The following is a 22891-nucleotide window of genomic DNA, read 5'->3' on the forward strand; positions in this document are numbered from 1 at the left end:
CTAATTTAATTGGCCACCTGTTGCTAGGTGCATTATGTTTTGTTCACTCATAGTTTTTCCCTCAACTATCCCTGTTATCCTTCCGTGATATAATACGTAGGCTTTTCTACATAGTTTTATTATCTCTTTTGCTTCACTTGAGAGAACTACTATTGATACTCCCTCTTTTGCAAGGGTGAGTATTATATCGTAGATTTCTTCTTTAGCTCCTACATCAACTCCCTGTGTTGGATTATCTAATATCAAGATTTTAGGGTTTGTAGATAGCCATTTAGCTAATACTACTTTCTGTTGATTGCCGCCTGATAAACTATTTATTGAATCATTCATGTTTTCCATTTTGATATGGAGTTTATCTACTTTGTCTTGAAATGAAGAAACTTGTTTATTTGTATCTAGGAAAAATCTCTTTTTCATACTTCTTAAGGTAACAAGCGTTCCATTATCTAAAATGTTTAAATCTTTAAGTATGCCATTTTCTTTTCTATTTCTTGGTACATACCCTATTCTAAGTTTGATTGCTTGATCTGTTGAGGTTATTCTCTCTTTTTTCCCATCTACGTAGATATTTCCTTCATAATTTTTCTTAAAGGCTCCAAATACTGTTTGGAATAATTCTGTTCTGCCATCTCCTAGTAAGCCTGTTACTCCTAATATTTCGCCTTGATGTAACTTTAGAGTTATATTTTTAAAATATTTTTCACATGAAAGTTTCTCAAGTCTTAAGGTTTCTCTGCCATATTTTTCATCATTTATTAGAATCTTATCTCTAACCTCATGTCCTACCATCATTTTAGCAAGACTTCTTGTTGTAGCATCTGAAACTTTTCCTTCATTTACTAAAACCCCATCTCTCAATACTGAATATGTATCGCAGATTTGCATTACTTCATTTAGTTTGTGAGATATAAAAATCATTCCAACACCTTGTTTTTTTAAATCTTTCATGAGTGTAAAAACTCTCTCTATCTCTGTGTCTGTTAAACTTGATGTTGGTTCATCCATTATGATTATTTTAGCTTCCATTAATAGGGCTTTTGCTATCTCAACTATCTGTTTATATGAGGCATCAAGGTTTCTAACCATTTGGTTAGGATCTATTAATATGTTCATTTTTTCAAATATTTGAGTAGCTTTTTCTCTCATTTGATTTGTATCTAGTAGATGTTTTTTTGTTTTTATCTCTCTATTTATGAACATATTTTCATAAATATTTAAATCATTGATTAAATTTAATTCTTGATGGATAAATGCTATCTTTGCTTCAATAGCATCTGAAGGTTTGGTAAATGAGACTTTTTTATCATCGATAAATACGCTGCCTGAATTAGCTGGTAATACCCCGCCGAGTATGTTCATCAGTGTTGATTTGCCAGCTCCATTTTCTCCAAGTAGTGCACAGATTTCTCCACTTTGAACTGAAAAATTCACATTCTTTAATACTCTATTTGATCCAAACGATTTATCGATACCTTTCATTTGTATCTTCATATATCTTTTCCCTAACTTTTTAACTAGATAAGGGTTTCCCCTTACCTAGTTATTAATTTTTATTAGTATGGACTATTTTCGTCTAAGAATTCTTTATAATTTGTTTTATCAACGATTGTTGTTGGTATTATCTTAACTGGTTCTACTTCTTCACCATTTAAGACGCTAAGTCCCATATCTATAGCATCTCTAACCATTGCAGGGGAATATAGTGCACTTTGCAGGTAGATATCTTCTTCTAATGGCATCATGTTAAAGTATTCTTGACAGCCTCCACCACCGGTTATAACTTTAATGTCATCTCTCTTTGCTTCTTTTATTGCTTGTAAGGCTCCGATACTTGTTTCATCATCCATTGAATATACTGCATCTATGTGTGAGAAGGATGTTAAGATGTCAGACATATCTTTTAATCCATCTTCTCTTGTAAACTTTGTTGCAAATGTGAAGATGTTTGTATTTGGGGCAATTTTCATGATTGTTTCCATAAAGCCTTTCTTTCTAAGTTCAGATACGCTTCCTGAGGTTGGAACTTCTAGTACTACTACTGTTGCGTTTTTTCCTACCTTATCTACTATGTAGTGTGCTCCTTGTACTCCCATATCCTCATTATCTCCAGATACTCTATATACTCCATCGGCATCTATTAATATATCAAAGTTTACGACTACTACTCCTTTGTCTATTGCTCTTTGTATTGGAACTTCCATTCCTGTCCATTGTGGGAATGCTACTATTAAATCTGCACCCCAAAGGAGTAAATCATCAAGTTGTGTTGTCATCTCTTCACCGTTTGAGGATGTGTAAAGTTTATAATCTATTTGATCTGATAATTCTTTACATCTTTCTTCTGCATTATATGCAACTGCGGCTACCCAACCATGTGTTACTGCTGGAGCTAATATTCCAATTTTGTGTTTATCTGGGCCTGTATCCTCTTTTGTACCACTAGCAAATACGCTCATTAGTGAAATTGATAAAACTAATAGACTTACTAAAAACTTTTTCATAAAAAGACCTCCCTTAAAAGCTTTTTTTTTCAGTTAAATGCATTTTGAAAAATTGTCAAGATAAAGATAATTTAGGGTAAAAAAATCAAGCTTCATGAAAAAATTTCTACTTTTTTACAATATTTTTCACACTTTTGTGAAAATTATTCAAAAAAAAAGATATTCTTTACTTTTAGCAAAAAGCATTTAAACTAAAGTTATGAATAAGAGAGCTACTTATGAAAAAATATCAAAATTATCTAATGTTTCTATAGCAACAATTAGTAGGGTCATGAACAGACCCTTCTCTGTAAAAAATGAGACTCGTGAAAAAGTTTTAAAAGCTATGAAAGAACTTGGTGTGGATTGTTCTTTTATTGAGAATTCAAAATCTATTGAAAATAATGTTATTATTTTCAATATTCCATCTCTTAATAATCCTTTCTATTCTGAAATAATCGCCGGAGCTAAAGATTGTGCTCTTAGAAATAGGTATTCTCTTTTAATTAGTGAGGAAGTTATTAAAGAGAGAAATATTAATAATTTTATTGATATGTTAAAAACTTCTAATGCGGCTGGTCTTATTACTACTAATATTATTGAAACAAGTCTTCTTGATAAACTTAGTAATATTATTCCTATTGTTCAATGTTGCGAATATAATGATGCTTTAGATCTCCCTTATGTTAGTGTTGATGATATTCAAGCTAGTAAAAATGTTGTTGATTATCTTCTCTCTTTAGGTAGGAGAAAAATTGCTCTTTTAAATGGTCCTTTGAAATATAAATATGCGAGAGAGAGATTAATTGGATATCAGCAAGCCCTCGTTTCTGCTGATATTCCTTTAGATTATAATTTAATTTGTGAAATTCCAGAAATTAATTATGATATTGCTTGTGCTACTTGTTATCAATTGCTTAATTCTAGTAATAAACCTGATGCTATCTTCGCTGTTAGCGATATTTACGCTATTGCTGCTATTAAAGCTATTAAACAAAATAGATTAAAAGTTCCTGGTGATATTGCAGTAATTGGTTTTGATAATATTCCTCTAACCTATATGACTTCGCCAACTATTACTACTGTTAATCAACCTAAATACCAACTTGGTATTTATAGTTGCTCTATGCTTATTCAACACATTAACAAAGAGGAAAGTCCTATCCAATCTATGAGATTGGAGACTGAAATCATTATTAGAGAATCTACTGCTAATTGGCTTAAAAAAAATTAAAAAGGAGTTTTTAAATATGGATAGAATTATTAGTGTAAACACTAACACTTTTCACGGGTTTTCTATTGAAGAGGCTCTTCCTCTAATTAAAAAAGCTGGGTTTAAATATATTGAATTAACAGCTACTAAGGGTTGGACTGAACATGTATTTCCAACTCAATCTTTTGAGCATCTTGTTAAAGTTAGAAATATGATTAATGATTTAGGTTTAATCCCTTTTGCTTTTAGTGGTCACACTTCCCTTATGGATAAAAACAGATTAGATGATTTTATTTTAAATATGGAGTTAGCTGCATTTTTTAACTCTAAATATATTGTAAGCTCTATTGGTGAAGCTCATATTAAAAACAACTCTTCTTCTAATGAAAAAACTTTAATTGAAAATTTAAAGTTTTTAATTCCTCACCTTAAGAGAAATAATTTAATGCTTGTTTTAGAAACTCATGGTAAAGAATTTCCTACTGGAAAGAGTTTAAATAGCATTGTAGAAAAAGTTGACTCTAACTTAATCAAAATCAATTATGATACAGCTAATGTTTTATTTTATGGGAATGTACTACCTGAAGATGATTTAAAAGCTTGTGTTAACAATGTTAGTTATATGCATATCAAAGATAAAGGTGGCAAACAAGATGTTTGGGATTTTCCTGCCCTAGGCAAAGGTTATATTAACTTTCCTAAGATCTTTGACATTTTAGAGAAAAATAATAACAACTGTCCTATGAGTATTGAAATTGAATTTACTGAAAAAGGGGCTAAAGATATCGATGAAGTTTATAGGGCTCTTGTTGTCTCTTTTTCTTATCTTCATAATCTAAAATTAATTTAGTATTATATAATCTTTGATTTAACATTTAACTTTCTAGTTATTTTATATTTCTAACAATGTATAAGTTAATTCTTTACATTCTTAGATTAATTTATGTTTTAAGGATGGTGAATTAATATAAGATTTTTATTTTAATTATTTAGTCAAGATTTTAAAATATAACCATCTCAATTGAATAGAGACTAATCTGCATTAGTCTCTATAAATATAGATACTTGTACTACTACATAATCTTTCAAATTATATTCTTAGCATTTAATATGTGGTATTTAATTATTAGCACCTTATTTTATAATTACGTAATATTGTTATTTTAAGAATTATCAATAGTTTATATTAAAAAAAATGAGAGTACTTTAGTAAATTACAATCTCAAAAAATGTATTAAAAGGCCCATTAAATAACAAACTATTAGAATCATTATTATTTATTCTTTTGTACTACTAATTTTTCTCCATCAAATTCAACAGGTATAGGGTCTGTTACAAAATCTTTATTATTTTCAAAATCCCAAACTGTACCCATTAGGTAAAGATTATTTTTAAAAATAACTAATTGCACAGCATATGGCTTTACAGGATAATCAGAAGGTATTAAAGACTTTTGATATGTAAAATTATATGGTCCAAAAATAGAATCGCTCCACATAGAATAGACGGAATTTGGTAATCCATTAACACCATATTCTGTCTTGATATCAGTTGAAAACAATTCATAAAAAGACGAGAATATCAATAAATATTTGTCTTTAATTCTATGTATTTGGGGACACTCTAATTCTGCGGCTACTTCATCTAGTTTTAAAGGGGCCACAACTTCCCAATTTATCATATCTTTTGAACGAGCTAATCCAACAGTACCTCTTCTATCACTTTTACCTTTATTTTTACTTGCACAAACTGCATGATAAATATACTCTTCATGTTTAAAAAGATAGGGATCTCTCCAATGAGAAATTGCACGACTGCCACTCCCTATTTTCTCATAATATTTATCATCAATTTTAGTTATTGGGTTTCTATCTATCTTTTCCCAATTGTAGAGATCAGTAGAGAAAGCAATACCAATGGCAACATCGCTACTATTCCATTTAGCAGTATAAGCCATCCAATATTTATTATTATGTTCTATTATTGAGCCTGTTGCTAAGCAAGTATCATCCCACTCTCCTGTATTCCCTTTTTTTAAAACGACACTTTGATCAGTCCAGTTTATTAAGTCTGTTGAGACAGCATGTGCTATATCCCATGCTGTATGTCTTTCATATGTATTTGGACAAGTCAAATAGTAACAATGAACTTTATCATTTTGAACAAAATACCAAGTATCTCCTATAAAATTTCCTTCATGTCTTAACATTTTTATTCCTATCTATTCTAATTTTTAATATTAATTAATAAAATTATTCTAAGCTTCATCACAGATTGAGTGATGATAAAATACAAAATTTTACAAATCCTAATTATTGATTTTTACCAATCTATTAATGAATTTTTTTTCGATTTAACTACTCTTTAACAGCTCCCGCAATCATACCTTTTACAATAAACTTTTGGCCTAACATTGATATAATCAAGACTGGGAAACTAAATAAAAAAGCTCCAGCACACATAGGGCCTAAATCCATATTATATGCAGAAAGAAACTCAGATAAACACACTGTAAAAGTTTTAGCATTTATGCTCGTTAAAAGCAGAGCAATCAAAAATTCATTCCATGCTGTAAATAATGTAAAAATTGCAGCGGTTGATAATCCTGGAAGGCTAATTGGTAGTATTATTTTAGTAAAAATATTTAAAGTACTAGCTCCATCGATACATGCAGCTTCATCTAAGCTTCTTGGAATTTTGCTAAAAAACCCCATCATTACCCATATTACAAAGGGTATATTTATAGCAACATATACAATTATTAAAGCAAGTTTAGTGTCATATAATTTTAAATTTATTATTATTTCATAAATTGGGACGGCTATAATTGATGTTGGTATCATTTTTAAACTTAGTACTAAAATAGTTATAAAAATTGAGGTATGTGATAACCTTGACCTTGTAATTGCATAAGCTGTTAAAGATCCTAAAATAACAGATAAACCAGTACTAACAATTGCTACTACTAAACTATTTCCTATATACTTAAATACTGGAAGTCTATCAAACAACTTAACAAAATTTTCTACAGAGATTTTAGTTGGAAAAAATCTAGCAGGAATTGATATAACTTCTGCATTTGGCTTAAAAGCTGAACTTGTTAAATAAAGATATGGGAATAACCAAAACATTACTAACAAAAATGAAATACTAAAAAAAATTATTTTTTTATTCTTATTTTCCACGATTTATCCTTGTTTCTTGGGATTCCACAAACTTTGCATAGCAACTAAGGTAAATATCACTAAAGTGATTATAAACACTACTGCCATTGCACTTGCATAACCCACATTGTTGTATCTTGTCAAAGTACGATAAATTACAATACTTAATAACTCTGAAGAATTATTTGGTCCTCCTTGAGTCATTGCCCAAACAATATCAAATGTTCTAGCTGCATCAATAATTCTTATTGATACTGCAGTCAATAATATTACTTTTATATTTGGAAGTTTTATTTTAAATAGCTGTTGAAAGAAATTTGCTCCATCAATCCTAGAGGATTCAATCAAACTTTTATCTATTCCTTGAATCCCAGCAAGTGACATTAACATCATAAAAGGTGTTGTTAACCAAATATCTGCAAATGTACAAGATAATAGGGCCCATTTTTCATCTGCTAACCATAAAATATCACTGGTATTATTTAATATATTTAAATCTACCAAAATAGAATTTATAATTCCAAACTGAGCACTTAACATCAACTTCCAAATAAGTCCTGCAACCAATGGTGCAATCATTAATGGAGTAAGAACAATAGATCTCAAAATATTGTTACCAGGAAATTTATTTTCAAAAAGTAAAGCTAAAACAAGACCTAAAACCAATTCTGAGCCTACTGCAATTGTTATGTATTTTAAAGTATTGGTTAGAGGTTGAATAAAAGATGTGTTTGTAAAAGCTTTTATATAATTATTAAACCCTATAAAAGCTTTTTCCCCATCAAAAGAAAATAAATAAAAGCTATCAATTAACATCTTGAAAATTGGATAAATTAAAAAAACACTTAAAAAAATAGCACCTGGCAAAAAGAAACATAACAGCGTTTTTTTAGATAATAAATTCATATTTACATCCTTATAAATCTGAGAGAGAATATCCTCTCTCAGATTTATTGTATCATTATTGTATTACTGCTTCTATTTCTGTTTTAGCAGCATCTAAAGCTTGTTGAGAAGTCATTTTATTAGCAAATACATCTTGGATATTTTTATAAAGGATCTCTTCAATTTGTGTCCAATATGGTGTTGCAGGTCTATTTTGAGATTGGGGTTGAGCTAAAGTAGACAATACTGCAGAAAGATGTTCAGCCCCAGGTTGAGTAGAATATTCTTCATATACAGATTTTCTACCAGCAATTTTCAAAGCAGCTTCCATATAATCTTTATTATGATCAAACATAAATAAAATATATTCTTTTGCAATATCTACGTTTTTTGAATTTTTTAAAACACATTGGTACCAAGGTCCTGTTGTAGCAGCAATTCCCGCAGGTCCTCCAATCATGTTTGCTACACCTACTTTATCTTTGCCCATTTGATCATACAAAGCAGGATATTGATGTGACCAGTTCAATTGCATTGCTAACTTTCCATTTTTAAACATTTCTTGTGCTTCAGTACTTGCTACAGATAAGGTTTCTTTTGGAACTACACCTTTTTTATATTGATTTACCATGAAATCAAGAGCATCAACGTAAGGTTTTTCATTAACTAATACATTAGCGTTTTCATCTAATACTAAAGGTTTTGCACCTGCTTGAGCAGCATGGTCTAACCAAGAACATACAGTATCTCCACTAGCAGCTCCATAAACAGCAGTTCCATATATATCATCTTTAGTAAAGAAACTTGCAACATCCATATATGTTTCCCATGTTGTTGGAACACTTAAATCATATCCAAACTTTTCTTTGAACTCTCGTTTATTGTCTTCATCATTAAACCAATCGACTCTGTACATTAATACTTTTGCATTTATCCACATTGGAAAACCATATAATTCATTATCTAATGTTCCACCATCTACCAATGTTGGTAAAAAATCAGATTTGATTTCTTCAGTTGCAATATCATCTAAAGCAAGCAATCCTCTTTTAAAAGCAGGCAACCACAAAACATCTAAAGTGGCCACATCATGGGTTGACGCACCAGCTTTTATTTCTGCAGATAATTTATCATACAACCCAGTATATGGAACGGCATCTATTATTATTTCATATCCCGTTTTATCCTTAAATTCCTGAGCAGTTGATTTTGCAACAGCTTCTCCTGGACTTCCACTTTCTACTAGTACAGTAAGTTGTTTTTTTGCTTCAGATTTTTCTGAAGTACCTTGCGAAAAGATTGATGAGCTAATTGCTAGCAACATCAAACCAAATACAATTGTCTTTTTCATAATAAACTCCCTTTGCTTATTTTTTTTTAATTATCTATCCCAAGTCCCATGTTCAGGCCACCTTTTAGGTAGGCGTTTTTCTACAGCTTCTAATTCTTCACATGGAAGATGATTTCCAATTTGATACCAATATGCAACACTTGAATACTCATTTCCTTGATCATTTGCATGTCCATGTTCAATTGAAACTCTTATAGATTTTTCAAAATGAACTGGATCTTCGATATGCCATCTATATAAACTCCATTTACCAAAATGTTCTTGTACATCGCTTCCTAAAGAAATTCCATGATAAGGTCCATCATATTCTCCACTTGGAAACCCCCATGCACATCCAAAATAATCCTCAGTTCCAGTTCCATGTAATGAAGGAGGCCAAATTTCACCATCAATAAATATCATGTCATCACCTTCTCCAGGCCAGGTAAATTCTTGATTTGAAGCATCAAAATTATCAATATTTAAAACACACCCGACATAATGGCCGGTTCCTTGAGCCTCTAAAATTGTATAATTATCTTTTCCTGTCAAATTCTTCCCAGGTAAGTCCCAAGGAGCAGGATTTTTGAGATCTGTGTTATAAACTACTTTTTTGCATGGATTTTCATGTCTCCATTGTGCATGAAATCTTCCCATATCATTAGGCATAGGATCATTGTATAATTCATAATCAATCATAAAAAATAAATTTTCAACTTTTTTATTTGCTTGATTAACTAATTGTATTTTTGCTTTTTTACCAAAGGGCATTGGAAAATAACAATTCATAGATCCTGAAAATGGACCTTTTGGCCCTCTTCTTTTTCCAAAAGTAATATTTAAAGGAAGAGATACAAAATGTCTACAAGTTGCATGGCCAATACCAAAAAAATCACCTAAAGGAACTCGCACACTTGGAGTAGTATCATCATCCCAAAACATTTCCAAAACTAATTTTCTTAAATACATTTCATCATAACATCTTATTGTCATCCAAATATGCTTAATACATCCAGTCCCTTCTATATCAGCCATTACTGCTGTATCTCCAGTTTCAACAGTCCAAAAATCCTTGTTTCCACCAGTTACATCATAACTCGAAGCTCTCTTAGATACTGCCTTTTTTATCACTGGTAAGCCACCAAGAGGACTGTTTGATTGCCAAACATTCATAATAATTTTTCTCCTTTAAGTAAAAGTCTTCTAGATAATCAAAGTTTAGCACTGTTTTATAAAATGTCAAGCGTTTTCATAAAAATTAATACTTTATTACATTTATATGAAATTAATTTTCAAAACTAGTAAAAAACTCTATTATTTACAGCTTATTATCCATATTTTTATAATTTTTAAGTTTATGAAATTTTTTTTCATAAAATATTGCCTATTCTAAATATCAGTGATATAGTGAACATAACGATATTAAAATTGATGAGGATTTAATGAAAAGAACAAAACTACATGACATTGCGAAAGAAGCTAATATTTCAACAACGACAGTATCAAGATATTTTAATAATCCAGATATAATATCTAACAAAACTAAATTAAAAATCGAAAAAGCAATTAATGCGTTAAACTACACTCCTGATTACTTTGCGGCAAATTTAGCAAAAGGACATTCCAATTTAGTCGGACTTATTTTACCTCACCTACATCAAAGTTTTTATACTGAATTATTAAACCAACTAATATCTAAAGGAAAAGAAAAAAACTATCACATTATAGTTTTTACATCTAATTCCGATAAAGAATCTGAATTAGAGCTAATTAAATGTTTTCAATCTTATCGTGTAAAAGGTGTTATCCTTTTAACAGATTTTTTAAATAATGAAGATATTGAAAATATTCCATTACCTATTATCGCAATTGAAAGACCTGGGGGAAATTTCAAACAAATCAATAATGATAATTTTAACGGTGCTAAAATAGCAACCGAAAAATTAATACAAGATCATTGCGATGTTGTAATTCATATTAACAATGGGTACCACAAAGATTGGCCATCTTTCAAAAGAATATTAGGCTTTGAAGTTATGTCTAATAATATCCAAAATGAAATAATAATTGAAAAAGAATTTACTGACCCATATAGTCAAAAAGCTTTTTCTAAAATGGACAAGATTATCAAAAATTTAATTAATAAATACCAAAATAAAAAGCTAGGGTTTTTCTGCTCTAATGATGATATTGCTCACCTTTGCATTCGCCAATGTGTAACTAATAAACTACAAATTCCTGAAGAAGTTGAAGTTATTGGCTATGACAACTCACCTGTTTCTGAAACATCAATTTTGAGAATTACTTCTGTTAATCAAAATATTCCCTTAATGGCGGATTTAGCAATTAATGCACTTGATGATTACCAAGCTTTTGAATCAGTCGTTCCTGCTACATTGATAATTAAAGAGACAACTTTAAAATAGTATTAAGCTTATTAATAACTGTTTGGTGCTTTCTTTTCTTTTTCATAAATTCTCCTCTAGATGATTACTAGAGGAAGTGCAGTTATTTTCTAAGAGTCAATTAAATTAAGGGGATATCAATTCCTTTATTAAATCGTTCTAAAATAAATAGTAATTTTGTAATAGTATTTTTTATTTATTCCTTTTTTTTGAACTTATTAAGTTATTATAATATGTCACTCATTTACTTTTAGAGTTTAATGATATCTTTAAATAAATCAACTGTCTTATTGTGTACAGGGTACTAATTACTTTTTTTAAGAATAAAATCCATCCTTATCTTACCCTTTTTAACCAATTAAAAGATTTTAAAAATTTTACTCTTCAATAAGTGCTTTCAATTTAACTAAATTCTCTAATTTGTTATTTTCAATGTCAGAATTAATTTCTTGCTTAATAATCATAAATATCCTCAGTTTTAATGAAAATATTATTTTGATTATTAAATTCTGTACATTCTTATCTCATCGTTTTTGTTCGCACTTATTATCTTATCATTTATACTCTACTTAGAGATATTTATTTTTAGGCTCAGCTCTTATTAGCTCTTTATATCGTATATCATAGATTCATAATTCTACTCGTATTTTTTAAGCCGGATTTAAGATCAAAGGCAATAAAGAAGGAAAGGCTAAGTTACATTTTCATTATTTATAGAATTTTAATATAAACTGAATAATACAAATTCTTCAATCAATTCTTTAATATTATAATCAAATATTCTTTATTGATTAACTTGTGAACCGGAACGGCAAGTTTGGACATTATAATAAAACTTAATCTTTACGAAGTACCACATTGAATCATAGATTCAGAAAAGATTGGTTATTTTTTTTATTACTTGAAATATCTACGGCTACCCTAATTTCTTTTTTCTAAGGTTAATTAGTTGCATTAAGTATTGCAAATGCCTAGATTTTATTTCATCAAATATTTTAATTTTACATTCAGAATAATAAATTGAGGCTATCTACATATTTTCTACTACATAGAATAGAAATGTTTTAAAAGAATTATCGGTTTAGATGAAAACAAAATTAGTTTTCTTTTTACCGTATTTTTTTTACGGCATAAATACATTTTTTAAAAACATGGTATACTTTATAACAAAAATATGGAGTTCTATCATGTTAAAAAGTTTTAGTGTTACAAATTTTAAAAATTTCAAGGATAAAATAACTCTTGATCTTACAGCTGCTAACTATAATTTTAATGCTGAAATAGTAAATGAGAATAAAATTCTAAATTTTGCTATGATTTATGGATACAACGCATGTGGAAAATCAAATTTGATGCTTGCACTTTTTGACATTGTATATTCTTTAACTGATGTAAACCATAAGCAAAGAGGACTAGATAAAACTACAAACTACCAAAACATATATAATAAAGATAAACTTGTTGAATTTGAATATGAATTCTGCTTTGATGAAAACATTGTTATTTATAGATACAAGAAACAAAATATAGATGAAATAGTATTCGAAGAACTTATTATTAACCAAAAACAATTAATTATTTTTGACAAATCAGAAGGATTTAATTTTAAGCATAAGTTTAAAGAGAGTCCCTCTTTGACACTTGATTTAAAAAATTCTAAATTATCTGCTGTTAAATATTTATATGCAAATACCCAATTAGATGTAAAAAACAAAGAAACCAAAGCTTTTTATGATTTCATGGAGTATGTTCAAAATATGTTACTTTTTTGGAGTTTACAAGATAGAAGCTACATAGGGTTTAAAAATGGGACTGCTCAAATTATTGATGAAATAATTAAAAATAATTGGATCAAGGAATATAATAAATTTCTTTTTCAAAATGATATTGATAGAAAGATTGTTGTTAAACAACTACCTGATGGAAGTAATGTAGCTTATTATGAATTTGGTAATAATAATTATTTGCCAATTATAGGAAATATGTCTAATGGTGAAAGTGCACTCCTATTATTTTTTTATTGGTGGGAAATGTGTAAAAATGAAAAACATCCTTCTTTGTTGTGTATTGATGAATTTGATGCGTATTACCACATCAAATTATCAAAAAATATTGTTTCATCATTAAAAAAAATAACTAATATCCAAATTATTATTACTTCTCATAATCCAAATTTAATAAGCAACGAAATATTAAGACCTGATGCTTATTTCCTTATTGAAGATAATAAAATTAAATCCTTGAATAAACTTACTGGCAAAGAAATTAGACAAGCTCACAATCTAGAGAAAATGTTTAAGGCTGGAGAATTTAATAATATTGAAGGGTAAAACCATGAATAACGTTAAATGAATTTTTTTTAGATAATAATAAAAATATTGTTTTTCCCCAGATGTTGGTAGTATTTTAAAATTATGTAAGGACCTAAAAGAAGCCCCCTATTTAGATTATTTATCTTGGCTTAAAGAAATGGGAAAAACAAACGAAATTATAGATTCATTAAGACTTGATGATATTTCAGAGGTTTACTTATTTTTTGACTATGATTGCCATGGTATATTTCAAAATAAAACTAATAAAAAGCAATTAAAAGATTTTAATGAAAATTTACACCAACTACTAGAACTTTGTAATGAATCAACCAATCAATTTGGAAAACCATTTATTAGTTATCCAATGGTTGAATCGTTATGGGATATACCAAAAGATAATTCATTCTCAAATTGCAATAATAATTGTTTTATAAAAATTTCTGATTTTAAAAAATATATAATGATTATTGGAAACAAAAATCCTGACAGGCAAGCTAGAATGAATATCGATCAATTTAAAAAATATCTATCCATCCACCTTGATCGATTTTTAACATGTATAGATGATAAAAAGGATACTACCTTATCATCTGATTCATATTCAGACATAATTGAGTATGATTTAATTAAATTACATAAGATTGAATCGGCCCTAGCAGAAAAACAGAATAAAATATTTGCAATCAATCCTTTACCTCTCTTCCTACTTGAAATCGGAGGGAAGAAACAATTTGAAAATTTTCTAACGGATTTAGAAAAAATAGGGTGCAAATGCGATTATAAATCTTGTATGGAATTATTAATCACAGTTAGGGATAATATCACAAAAAGTTCCCATTAAATACAACAATCTTAAAAATATACTTATATATTGTTTTGTTAGAAGTAACACCAAAATTTAGTTTCTTAAAAAACGTCATAAATTGCATTCGATACTCATACCTCTGATACAGTCCTGCACTAAATCGATAATTTTAATTTATTTATTGCTACAGTTATAAATCCTAATCATTCAAATTCTTTTGGATCTAATTATTGTAGCTCTTTTGTAAATAATTTTTCACACACAATTTGTAATACTTCTATTATGAGTACAACTTTAGCTGTTCACACTCAACAATTTTAAGTCTAATTCTATCTTATACAAATAATAATACGTTCTTTAAAATAGCTCACAAGAATTGAAAGTTTATCTTTCAGATGAAATTTCTTTAATAAAATTAAATAACTCATCTTTTGATAATACTTTATAAGCATTTTCTCTTAAAATTTTCATTATAATATTAAATTCTTTAGAGTCTTTTTTCTCAATATCATACGTAAAAACAGTTCTCATATCTTTAAACTTACTTGCAGTATAAGACCAGGCTTTAGCAGTCATAATCTGACGATTAATATTTTTATTCTCAAAAACAAAATGCTTAAAACCATAATTTTTCACAGTAAAATCAAAAGAAATACTCTCATCAAAACCACCAATTACTTGTTTTGTAGAATATTGCACATTCTCTGAATTCATTAATTGTTTTATAAATTTTATTTCTTCTTTTATTTTTAATCTGTCTTTTTTTTCGTAATCGTGCCTCAAATAATATTTTGAAGTTCTAATCACAAATTGATCAAAATCATTATCATTTGATTCAATAATTTTGTTAAACCTATATTGATTTATATAATATTTTGTATATTCTTTTAAAGAAAAATTGTCATTACTATTCCATAAGGAATCTTCACATTCTTCTTTAATACCTTTAAGAAAATCCTTTGCAAAATCTAAATCTATTTCGTCATCAAAAACAGAAATTCTTTTCCAATTTTTAGTAATAATGAATTTTCTAGTATTATTAATAAGATTATGAAACAAAATACCTAAATTTATATTTTCATTATTTAAAAAATTTGGATAATAGCTTAGCACTGAAAATTGTATATTATTTTTCATATTTTTACCTTCTAACCTTATTTTCTATATAATTACTAATGAGTAAACATATATCATCCAATTTATCACGTCGATATAGTAAATATGTTTTTAGTTCTTCTAAATCCTCTGTATTAGCATTCCAATCTTTGGGAATCTTCATAAAGATTTTATCAAACAATGTTTCACTAATCCTTTCTTTGAATATCTCAGCTTGCTCTAATAAAGAATTATAAGTTATTTTCTTACTAGTAAAAAAATAATCATATTTATTTCGTTCTAATATTTGCGTATCTGTGTAATCATTTTGGCTCATTCCTTGTTTAAAACAATATCTATCCCATATCGTTTCATTTTTAAATACATGAGTATGATCAATCGCGTAAATAATTTTATCATTTGCACCTAAATATATCAATAAATTTCCCTTATTTCTATCCTTATTATACACCAAATGATCAAAAAGTATTATTTTCTCATACGAATCATTATTACTCACATATTTCATAATTTGCCTATTTAATATGGTAGCGGGGTCAATTGCCTTTGAATAAAAACAATGTCCAAAATTGCTCCTATCAATTTCAAACTCTCCAAAATTTGTCGCATCATCAATAATTGCAATTCCACTTAGAGGCATAGGAATGTCTAACACTAAAGCTAAATTATATGAAATTAATTCATTAATTAGTGCTAAAACTCCTTGCTCATTGTTTTTTAACTTTATATAAGCATAAATTTCTCTCTGCCCCTCTTTCAACATTGCTTGAAAGGGTTTTGTACATCCATTAGGGACTTTTTTTATAATTTGCTCAACATGAAACATTTGTTTTGTAGACACCTTTATAAATAAAATTATTTAGTTTTCTAGGAAACAGTATAACTTATCACAGGAAGGACAACAAGAAAAATACAATTAGATAAAGTAATCCCTACATGTTAAAACAGATTAATATAGTCTAAAAAAGATTGGAAATATTATTTTGTCTTTAAATTGCATAATCCACTACACTTGGACACCGTTATTCCATCATATGGACAAATTTAATTCCAATTTTCTCACAAATAATTATAACTCTACACCTATTGTGTTTTGTCGACAGTAAATTCAATTGATTTAAATTTATCATAATTTTTTAATATTAATTAAATTGATTTAATTTATATTAATTTTTTTATTAATAATTAAATTCATTTATTTACTTTAACTATAACTTCCAATATACTTAAATCACCAGGAGGACAAAATGAAAAATGTTATAAGAGAAAATTATTTAAAGAGAATAAGACCATTTTATAATTCAGAAATGATTAAAGTAATTACAGGTATGCGTCGTTCTGGTAAATCAGTTTTAATGAATCAAATAATCGATGAGTTAAAATCAAACGGGATCAATAACGAAAATATCATATATTTAAATTTAGAAGAATTTGAAAAAAGAAATTTACTACTCGATGAAAATTTATATATCTATATTAAAAATAAAATTGTAAACAATGATAAATATTATATTTTTATTGATGAAATACAAAATGTAATTGGTTTTGAAAAAGTAATCAACTCTTTTAGATCAACTTATAACTGTAGTATATTTATTACTGGATCAAATTCTACTTTACTCTCAGGCGAATTGAGTACCGTGTTAGGGGGGAGAACGGTAAGCTTTTCCGTACTACCATTTAAATTTAGTGAATATGTTGAATTTAATAAAGATAGTAAAACCTCAATCGATGACCTATTTTTGGAATATTTAAAATGGGGCGGTTTTCCTCTTGTGTGTAAAATTGACAAGGAAAGTAAAAACCTTCTACTTGAAAATATATATAATTCAATTGTCCTAAAAGACATCATTTTAAGAACTAATTCATCAAATAATTATAGTCTTGAAAAAGTTGTTGATTATTTAGTTGGAAATTCAGCAAAATCAATTTCAGGAACTAATGTAGCAAGAGTATTAAATCAAAATAATTTTAAAGTATCGATTCCTACTGTTTATGAATATATTAATAATACAGTAAAAGCTTGCATCATCGATAAAGTCACTAGATATGATATCAAAGGAAAAAAGAAATTATCGAACGAAGAAAAAATTTATACTAAAGACTTAGGTTTTTTTAATTTAAAAAAAGATAAAGGTTCTATGGAATATGGCGCTTTAATTGAAACTATTATTTATAATGAATTAATTGCTAGAGGGTATAAAGTATATGTTGGAAAAACTTATAAAAGTGAAGTTGATTTTATTGCTGAAAAAAATGAGGAAAAATTTTATATTCAAGCTTGCTATTTATTAACAGATGCAAAAACAATTGAAAGAGAATTTTCAGCATATAAATATATTAAAGATAATTATCCAAAATATGTAATTAGTCTTGATAAGATATTACTTAAAAGAGATGGCATTATCCATCTAAACTTAATTGATTTTCTATTAGAAAAATCAATTTAAATTATTCTGCTATTATAAAGACTCATAGGAAAATACAGTTTTTTTAAAACCGAAACCGATATTGGAAAAAATAGAATTCATCATAATTGGCATTTTTATTTATATAAAGACCTTTTGATATCCTAATAAGAAGGCCTTTTTTAACTAACCTACTTAAATATGAAGTTGGAATTCCATTTTGTCGACAATAAGAAGAAGTTATCACACCCTCAGAAATATTTAAATGCTTTTCGGTCTGTTTAAAATAATTCATAATATCCTAAAAATTTGTTTTATTTACCCGGATATTTTTTAATTTTATCCGGGCAAATGCAACAATAAATTAAACAAATAGCTAAAACTTAATAAATTTCAAAAATCAAAAACATATAATTTAACATTTTTTTGTTGAAACAATTACTAAAAATCATTATTTAAATACTTATAAAAGGTGATATTTAAGCAAAAATAACGCCTACCTCGTATCTCATTATCGATTTCCTCCACCGTTTTTCATTTAAGGATAGGACCTATAAAACTTCAGAAACTATTGGCCTTATTTTTGATAATGATTTTGTTCACTTCTAGAATAAGATCTTTTTACATTTTGAAATTAGCTTTAAAATTATTTAGAATCTGTACAAAGTTGATAATTTATTTATGTAAAGTTTTAATAATGCTTCTCATTTTTATAATACTTTCTATAATCTTTTGGAGAAATATTTAGTTTTTCAAAAAAGACATTTTCAAAATGTCTGTAGCCTTTAAATCCTAGTGAAAGTGCAATTTCTTTAGGAGTTTTTTGTGTTTCTAATAGTTGTTTTTCACCTATTTCTATTCTTATTGTATTTATATAATCTCTAAGGTTTTTAGCGTCTTTTGTTTTAATTAGTTGTTTTAGCTGAGTTCTACTTATTTTAAGTGTACTTAGGATTTCATCAGCTACTATCTTTTTTGAAATATTATTTTTTATATAATCTCTTAATTGTTTTTCTTCTCTCTCTTCTTTGTTTTCTTTTTTATATGGTGTTTGTTTTATTAATAATAGTAAATATTGAGCTAATAATTCTAAACTTGGAATTAATGTTGAACTTTCTACATAGGCACTTCTTGCAAACACTTTAAACTTTCTCTGTCCTTCTTCTCTTCTTTCCTTTGAAAATGTTTCATCAATTGCCTTCTTTGTCTTTTCAGGATAATGATTAAAATGTGATATATTTATAGAACCATATATTCTTCTATCTTCCTTTATAGGTATAATTAACTCACAAATTCCAGCATGGCACATATGAAAAAAGTAATCTTTTGTCTTACACTTCTCTATTAACTGTTTATTATTATTCAAGCATTTATAAAATTCTTCTTCTCTCTCTTTAACATACATACAATAAGGATTTGTATGTGCTAGATAAGGTCTTAAGGAAAATTCTAATTTCTCATTATCATAAACAAACCCTTTATAATCTTTTATTGTTATATCTAATCCATATGTTTTTTTAAGAAATTCTATATAATCTACTGCTTTTTTATAATCTTTCACTTTTGACCACCCTTAAATATTTTTCTCTAAATTTTCCAGGCGATATTCCACAGATTTTAGTAAATATTCTGCTATAATATGAAACATCAGAGAATCCTAATTCTTCAGCAATTTTTGCAAGTGTATCATCTGTTTTTAATAAATAGTTTTTTGAATGTTCAACTTTCATTTTATTTATATATTCGTTTATATTTACTCCAACTATTTTTTTGAAATGATGAGATAAATAAGAAGAACTATAATTACAATGATTTGCAACTTGATCTAAGCTTATCTTCTCTTTCATATGGCCTTTTACATATTCTATTGCATTCATTACCATTGAATCGTATGTACTAACTTCTTCTTTATTAAATAAAGGTTGGCTATCAAAATTAGGATCTTGTAATATCACTATCTCATTAGCTATTACTTCTAAGGATGCTTGTATTAACTCGATATCTTTTGAACTTGGAACTTGGGAAGTTGTATTATATAGTTTTTCTAATTTCTCTAATGATAGAGATGTAAATCTTTTATTTACTCTTATATAATTTTTCTTTTTATCTATATTCTCTTCTCTATAACATCCAAATAAAATGGCACCTATTATATGATTATTTTGAATTAAAGGAACTACAAGTTCCCACATTCCTGCATGACAAGTTCCTGTAAAACTACATCTTGTTTCATGACATTTTTTTATTAAATAAGGTATTTGAGATTGACAATACATCATTGCGGATGAATCTGATTTTATATATTTACAATATGGTTTATCATGAATCATAAATGGGGAAAGGGCTGCATGAAAGTCTGGATTTTGGCTTATGAAGCCGGAGAAATCCTTTATACAGATAGTTGCATCATAATATGCTGCTAACTTATTTAAATAGTTATAGATTTTTTTGTATTTAATTTCTTCCATGTTTTTAATTATATGGCATAATTTTTATATGTCAAATTTTTTTGAAAAATTTTACAGTTTCTTATGTACTTTTTTGCTATACTATTTAGCAGGTTCTTTCATAATGTGAGCAAAATAGTATATTGTTTTCTCAATTTTTTGCACTTATAGTATTTTATATGAACGTAGAAAAATTAAACTTTGATGTTGCAGTAATTGGTGGTGGGATATCTGGCACTTGTGCTGCAATTGCTGCTAGTAGAAATGGCTGTAAAACTGTACTTATTAACTCATCTGCTGTGTTAGGAGGCAATAGCTCTAGTGAAATTAGAGTTTGGACTAGAGGCTCCTCTGGTGGTGGTAATATATTTAGCGAAGAGATGGGGATTTTAGGTGAACTAAAATTAAGAAATCAATATATTAATCAACATCTCTCTCCTATTATTTGGGATGAAGTTTTACTTGAAGCTGTTTTAAAAGAAAAAAACATTACTTTATTGTTAAACACTTTAGTTGTTTCAACAGATGTAGAAAATAATGAAGTAAAAGCTGTTGAAGCTTTTTCAACTAAAGGTGAAGTTCATTATTTTATAAGCAGTAAAGTTTTTATCGATGCCTCAGGTGATGGGATTGTAGCCTCCTCTTGTGATATTGATTTTGTTATTGGAAAAGAAAGCAAAGATGAATTTAATGAAGAATATGCTCCAACTACCCCATCTTCTTGCACTCAAGGTAGTTCTATTTTGTTCTTTACTGAAGAAAAAGATTATAAGGTTGATTTTATTCCTCCATCTTTTGCATATTCTATTGAAGAAATTGATAAGCTTATCAATAATGATGGTAGAATTGTAAATGAAAAAACTAATGGTCTAGATTTCTGGTGGGTTGAATATGGTGGAGATACTAATATGTTTAAAAATATTAATGATGTATCTCTAGAACTAAAAAAACTTGCATATGGTATTTTTAACTACATCAAAAATAGTGGGTTATATGATGCTGATAATTTAGATCTTGTGTGGATTGGAAATATTCCAGGAAAAAGAGAAAGCAGAAGATTTAAAACCGACACTATTATTACTTACAATGACATTAAAGATAAAAGACTCTTTGATGATGTTGCTTTTTATGGTGGCTGGTTTTTAGATTTTCATCCTGAAGGGGGTATTTATTCAACTGAACAAAGTTGTATTCAAATTCCAGTTGGCATCTACCCTATTCCTCTTTCATCACTATATTCTTCTAATGTTAAAAATCTCCTTCTTTGTGGAAGGATTATTGGAACAACTCACTCTTCTTTTGCTAGTACTAGAATAATGGATACTTGTGCTCTTAGTGGACAGGCTGCAGGTACTGCAGCAGCTTTTTTAGCTAAGTCTGATAAGAAAACTAGTGATTTAAAATCTGATTATAATTTTGTACAAGAAAAAATTGAAGATGTTCTTTTAATTGGTAAAGAGAAAAAAAGAAAAAGTGTTAATCTTAATATTGAAGTAAGTTCAACTATTAATTGTGTACCAGGTGTAGAAAATGGTGAATTAAAGCCAGAAGGTCAAGATGTTTTCATAACTCTTCCAAGTTGTATAATTAACGATTTTGCTGTGGTAATTGACAGTAAAGAAGATACTTTTATCTCCTTAAAAGTTAGAGAAGATATTTTACCTCATCGCTTTGACATTGCCGATAGGGAAAATAAAACTATTGAATTAAAGAAAGGTCGAAATTTTGTAAAACTTAACTTGTTTCAAGTGAAAGATACCTCATATTTAACATTCTATTTTGCCTCTACTTCTTTAATTAGTTTTCCAACTATGGATGAAAATTTACCTGGTATTTTAATGGGACATGTTGGAAAACCTAAATACTATAACCCACTTGTTAAACTAAATAACTTTAATTATCTCTCAAAAGACAACTTGTTAAATGGTTATAATCGCCCTTATAACTCATACAATGCTTGGGTAAGTGATAAGGTTGAATGTGATTTAAATATTAACTCTTCTAATTCTTTTAACTTTTTAAAGCTCTACTTTGATCCTAGTCTAGAGAGAGAATTAGTGAGTTCTAGACAACTTAAAGTTAATGAGTCGCATTTAATTGATAATGTATATGGTGTTGCCCCTTCCCTAGTTAGAGATTTTGATATTGTTGGATACAAAAACAAAAAGGAAGTTGAAATTATCAACATTAAAGACAATTATCAAAGGGTTGTAAATGTTAATTTTTCTGAAACTATTGATTCTATAACTATCAAGTTTAAAAAAACTTGGGGTGAAAAAAGAATTCGTCTTTTCAGTTTAGAAATAGAAAATAAAGTTTAATAAAA

19 protein-coding genes are annotated in these 22891 nt (G+C 27.9%); 7 read left to right on the top strand and 12 right to left on the bottom strand.

Annotation, left to right across the window (positions count from 1 at the left end; translation table 11 throughout):
• Positions 1-1491, bottom strand: a complete 1491-nt coding sequence (locus ACZ5SO_RS06900; RefSeq protein ID WP_464627636.1) for a sugar ABC transporter ATP-binding protein — start codon at positions 1489-1491, stop codon at positions 1-3.
• Between the two features lie 62 nt (positions 1492-1553).
• The gene (locus tag ACZ5SO_RS06905; RefSeq protein WP_464627637.1) at positions 1554-2501 is read right to left on the bottom strand and encodes an ABC transporter substrate-binding protein; all 948 of its coding nucleotides are present in this window, start codon (positions 2499-2501) and stop codon (positions 1554-1556) included.
• 199 nt (positions 2502-2700) lie between these two features.
• On the opposite strand from ACZ5SO_RS06905, the gene ACZ5SO_RS06910 reads away from it, so the two are divergent.
• Positions 2701-3714, top strand: a complete 1014-nt coding sequence (locus ACZ5SO_RS06910) for a LacI family DNA-binding transcriptional regulator (RefSeq protein ID WP_464627638.1) — start codon at positions 2701-2703, stop codon at positions 3712-3714.
• A 16-nt stretch (positions 3715-3730) separates the two neighbouring features.
• Positions 3731-4543: a sugar phosphate isomerase/epimerase family protein gene (locus tag ACZ5SO_RS06915; protein WP_464627639.1), complete on the top strand. Its 813-nt coding sequence runs from the start codon at positions 3731-3733 to the stop codon at positions 4541-4543.
• Between the two features lie 423 nt (positions 4544-4966).
• Here the strand turns inward: ACZ5SO_RS06915 and ACZ5SO_RS06920 are convergent, their stop codons facing one another.
• From ACZ5SO_RS06920 to ACZ5SO_RS06940, 5 genes are all read right to left on the bottom strand, one after another.
• Positions 4967-5902: a glycoside hydrolase family protein gene (locus tag ACZ5SO_RS06920; RefSeq protein ID WP_464627640.1), complete on the bottom strand. Its 936-nt coding sequence runs from the start codon at positions 5900-5902 to the stop codon at positions 4967-4969.
• Between the two features lie 148 nt (positions 5903-6050).
• Positions 6051-6878, bottom strand: a complete 828-nt coding sequence (locus ACZ5SO_RS06925; RefSeq protein ID WP_464627641.1) for a carbohydrate ABC transporter permease — start codon at positions 6876-6878, stop codon at positions 6051-6053.
• A gap of 3 nt (positions 6879-6881) precedes the next feature.
• Positions 6882-7763, bottom strand: coding sequence for a carbohydrate ABC transporter permease (locus tag ACZ5SO_RS06930; RefSeq protein WP_464627642.1), 882 nt, complete (start codon positions 7761-7763; stop codon positions 6882-6884).
• Positions 7764-7818: 55 nt separating this feature from the next.
• Entirely contained in the window at positions 7819-9093 is a 1275-nt protein-coding gene (locus ACZ5SO_RS06935; protein WP_464627643.1) for an ABC transporter substrate-binding protein, read from the bottom strand.
• Between the two features lie 30 nt (positions 9094-9123).
• A complete protein-coding gene (locus tag ACZ5SO_RS06940) occupies positions 9124-10245 on the bottom strand; it encodes a glycoside hydrolase family 172 protein (protein WP_464627644.1) in 1122 nt (373 codons plus the stop codon).
• Positions 10246-10514: 269 nt separating this feature from the next.
• On the opposite strand from ACZ5SO_RS06940, the gene ACZ5SO_RS06945 reads away from it, so the two are divergent.
• From ACZ5SO_RS06945 to ACZ5SO_RS06955, 3 genes are all read left to right on the top strand, one after another.
• Positions 10515-11498, top strand: coding sequence for a LacI family DNA-binding transcriptional regulator (locus ACZ5SO_RS06945; RefSeq protein WP_464627645.1), 984 nt, complete (start codon positions 10515-10517; stop codon positions 11496-11498).
• 1166 nt (positions 11499-12664) lie between these two features.
• Positions 12665-13807 (top strand): AAA family ATPase, encoded by a 1143-nt coding sequence (locus tag ACZ5SO_RS06950; protein ID WP_464627646.1) that lies wholly within the window; start codon positions 12665-12667, stop codon positions 13805-13807.
• A 139-nt stretch (positions 13808-13946) separates the two neighbouring features.
• The gene (locus tag ACZ5SO_RS06955) at positions 13947-14630 is read left to right on the top strand and encodes a site-specific integrase (RefSeq protein ID WP_464627647.1); all 684 of its coding nucleotides are present in this window, start codon (positions 13947-13949) and stop codon (positions 14628-14630) included.
• A 348-nt stretch (positions 14631-14978) separates the two neighbouring features.
• On the opposite strand, the gene ACZ5SO_RS06960 is transcribed toward ACZ5SO_RS06955, so the two are convergent.
• Complete coding sequence (locus ACZ5SO_RS06960; RefSeq protein WP_464627648.1) at positions 14979-15731, bottom strand: DUF3037 domain-containing protein; 753 nt, start codon at positions 15729-15731, stop codon at positions 14979-14981.
• Between the two features lie 4 nt (positions 15732-15735).
• Complete coding sequence (locus ACZ5SO_RS06965; protein ID WP_464627649.1) at positions 15736-16536, bottom strand: HipA family kinase; 801 nt, start codon at positions 16534-16536, stop codon at positions 15736-15738.
• A gap of 421 nt (positions 16537-16957) precedes the next feature.
• Here ACZ5SO_RS06965 and ACZ5SO_RS06970 point away from each other — a divergent pair, with 421 nt between their 5' ends.
• Complete coding sequence (locus ACZ5SO_RS06970; RefSeq protein ID WP_464627650.1) at positions 16958-18160, top strand: ATP-binding protein; 1203 nt, start codon at positions 16958-16960, stop codon at positions 18158-18160.
• A 43-nt stretch (positions 18161-18203) separates the two neighbouring features.
• Here the strand turns inward: ACZ5SO_RS06970 and ACZ5SO_RS06975 are convergent, their stop codons facing one another.
• The 3 genes from ACZ5SO_RS06975 to ACZ5SO_RS06985 all read right to left on the bottom strand — a co-directional run bounded on the left by ACZ5SO_RS06975 (position 18204) and on the right by ACZ5SO_RS06985 (position 20586).
• Complete coding sequence (locus tag ACZ5SO_RS06975) at positions 18204-18413, bottom strand: type IV toxin-antitoxin system AbiEi family antitoxin domain-containing protein (RefSeq protein WP_464627651.1); 210 nt, start codon at positions 18411-18413, stop codon at positions 18204-18206.
• Between the two features lie 396 nt (positions 18414-18809).
• Complete coding sequence (locus ACZ5SO_RS06980) at positions 18810-19679, bottom strand: helix-turn-helix domain-containing protein (protein ID WP_464627652.1); 870 nt, start codon at positions 19677-19679, stop codon at positions 18810-18812.
• Entirely contained in the window at positions 19666-20586 is a 921-nt protein-coding gene (locus ACZ5SO_RS06985; RefSeq protein WP_464627653.1) for an AraC family transcriptional regulator, read from the bottom strand. Before ACZ5SO_RS06985 ends, ACZ5SO_RS06980 begins: the two co-directional genes overlap by 14 nt.
• 158 nt (positions 20587-20744) lie before the next feature.
• Between ACZ5SO_RS06985 and ACZ5SO_RS06990 the strand changes: the two genes are divergently transcribed.
• Positions 20745-22886: an FAD-dependent oxidoreductase gene (locus ACZ5SO_RS06990; RefSeq protein ID WP_464627654.1), complete on the top strand. Its 2142-nt coding sequence runs from the start codon at positions 20745-20747 to the stop codon at positions 22884-22886.
• Positions 22887-22891: the final 5 nt, after the last annotated feature.

Source organism: Pleomorphochaeta naphthae, from assembly GCF_055396005.1.

Bases quoted from the DNA above. Each gene is read 5' to 3' on its own strand.
- ACZ5SO_RS06950 (WP_464627646.1), top strand. From the start codon at position 12,665: ATGTTAAAAAGTTTTAGTGTTACAAATTTTAAAAATTTCAAGGATAAA.
- ACZ5SO_RS06990 (WP_464627654.1), top strand. From the start codon at position 20,745: ATGAACGTAGAAAAATTAAACTTTGATGTTGCAGTAATTGGTGGTGGG.
- ACZ5SO_RS06920 (WP_464627640.1), bottom strand. From the start codon at position 5,902: ATGTTAAGACATGAAGGAAATTTTATAGGAGATACTTGGTATTTTGTT.
- ACZ5SO_RS06960 (WP_464627648.1), bottom strand. From the start codon at position 15,731: ATGAAAAATAATATACAATTTTCAGTGCTAAGCTATTATCCAAATTTT.
- ACZ5SO_RS06975 (WP_464627651.1), bottom strand. From the start codon at position 18,413: ATGAATTATTTTAAACAGACCGAAAAGCATTTAAATATTTCTGAGGGT.
- ACZ5SO_RS06915 (WP_464627639.1), top strand. From the start codon at position 3,731: ATGGATAGAATTATTAGTGTAAACACTAACACTTTTCACGGGTTTTCT.
- ACZ5SO_RS06905 (WP_464627637.1), bottom strand. From the start codon at position 2,501: ATGAAAAAGTTTTTAGTAAGTCTATTAGTTTTATCAATTTCACTAATG.
- ACZ5SO_RS06910 (WP_464627638.1), top strand. From the start codon at position 2,701: ATGAATAAGAGAGCTACTTATGAAAAAATATCAAAATTATCTAATGTT.
- ACZ5SO_RS06945 (WP_464627645.1), top strand. From the start codon at position 10,515: ATGAAAAGAACAAAACTACATGACATTGCGAAAGAAGCTAATATTTCA.
- ACZ5SO_RS06935 (WP_464627643.1), bottom strand. From the start codon at position 9,093: ATGAAAAAGACAATTGTATTTGGTTTGATGTTGCTAGCAATTAGCTCA.
- ACZ5SO_RS06940 (WP_464627644.1), bottom strand. From the start codon at position 10,245: ATGAATGTTTGGCAATCAAACAGTCCTCTTGGTGGCTTACCAGTGATA.
- ACZ5SO_RS06900 (WP_464627636.1), bottom strand. From the start codon at position 1,491: ATGAAGATACAAATGAAAGGTATCGATAAATCGTTTGGATCAAATAGA.
- ACZ5SO_RS06955 (WP_464627647.1), top strand. From the start codon at position 13,947: ATGGGAAAAACAAACGAAATTATAGATTCATTAAGACTTGATGATATT.
- ACZ5SO_RS06970 (WP_464627650.1), top strand. From the start codon at position 16,958: ATGAAAAATGTTATAAGAGAAAATTATTTAAAGAGAATAAGACCATTT.
- ACZ5SO_RS06965 (WP_464627649.1), bottom strand. From the start codon at position 16,536: ATGTTTCATGTTGAGCAAATTATAAAAAAAGTCCCTAATGGATGTACA.
- ACZ5SO_RS06985 (WP_464627653.1), bottom strand. From the start codon at position 20,586: ATGGAAGAAATTAAATACAAAAAAATCTATAACTATTTAAATAAGTTA.
- ACZ5SO_RS06930 (WP_464627642.1), bottom strand. From the start codon at position 7,763: ATGAATTTATTATCTAAAAAAACGCTGTTATGTTTCTTTTTGCCAGGT.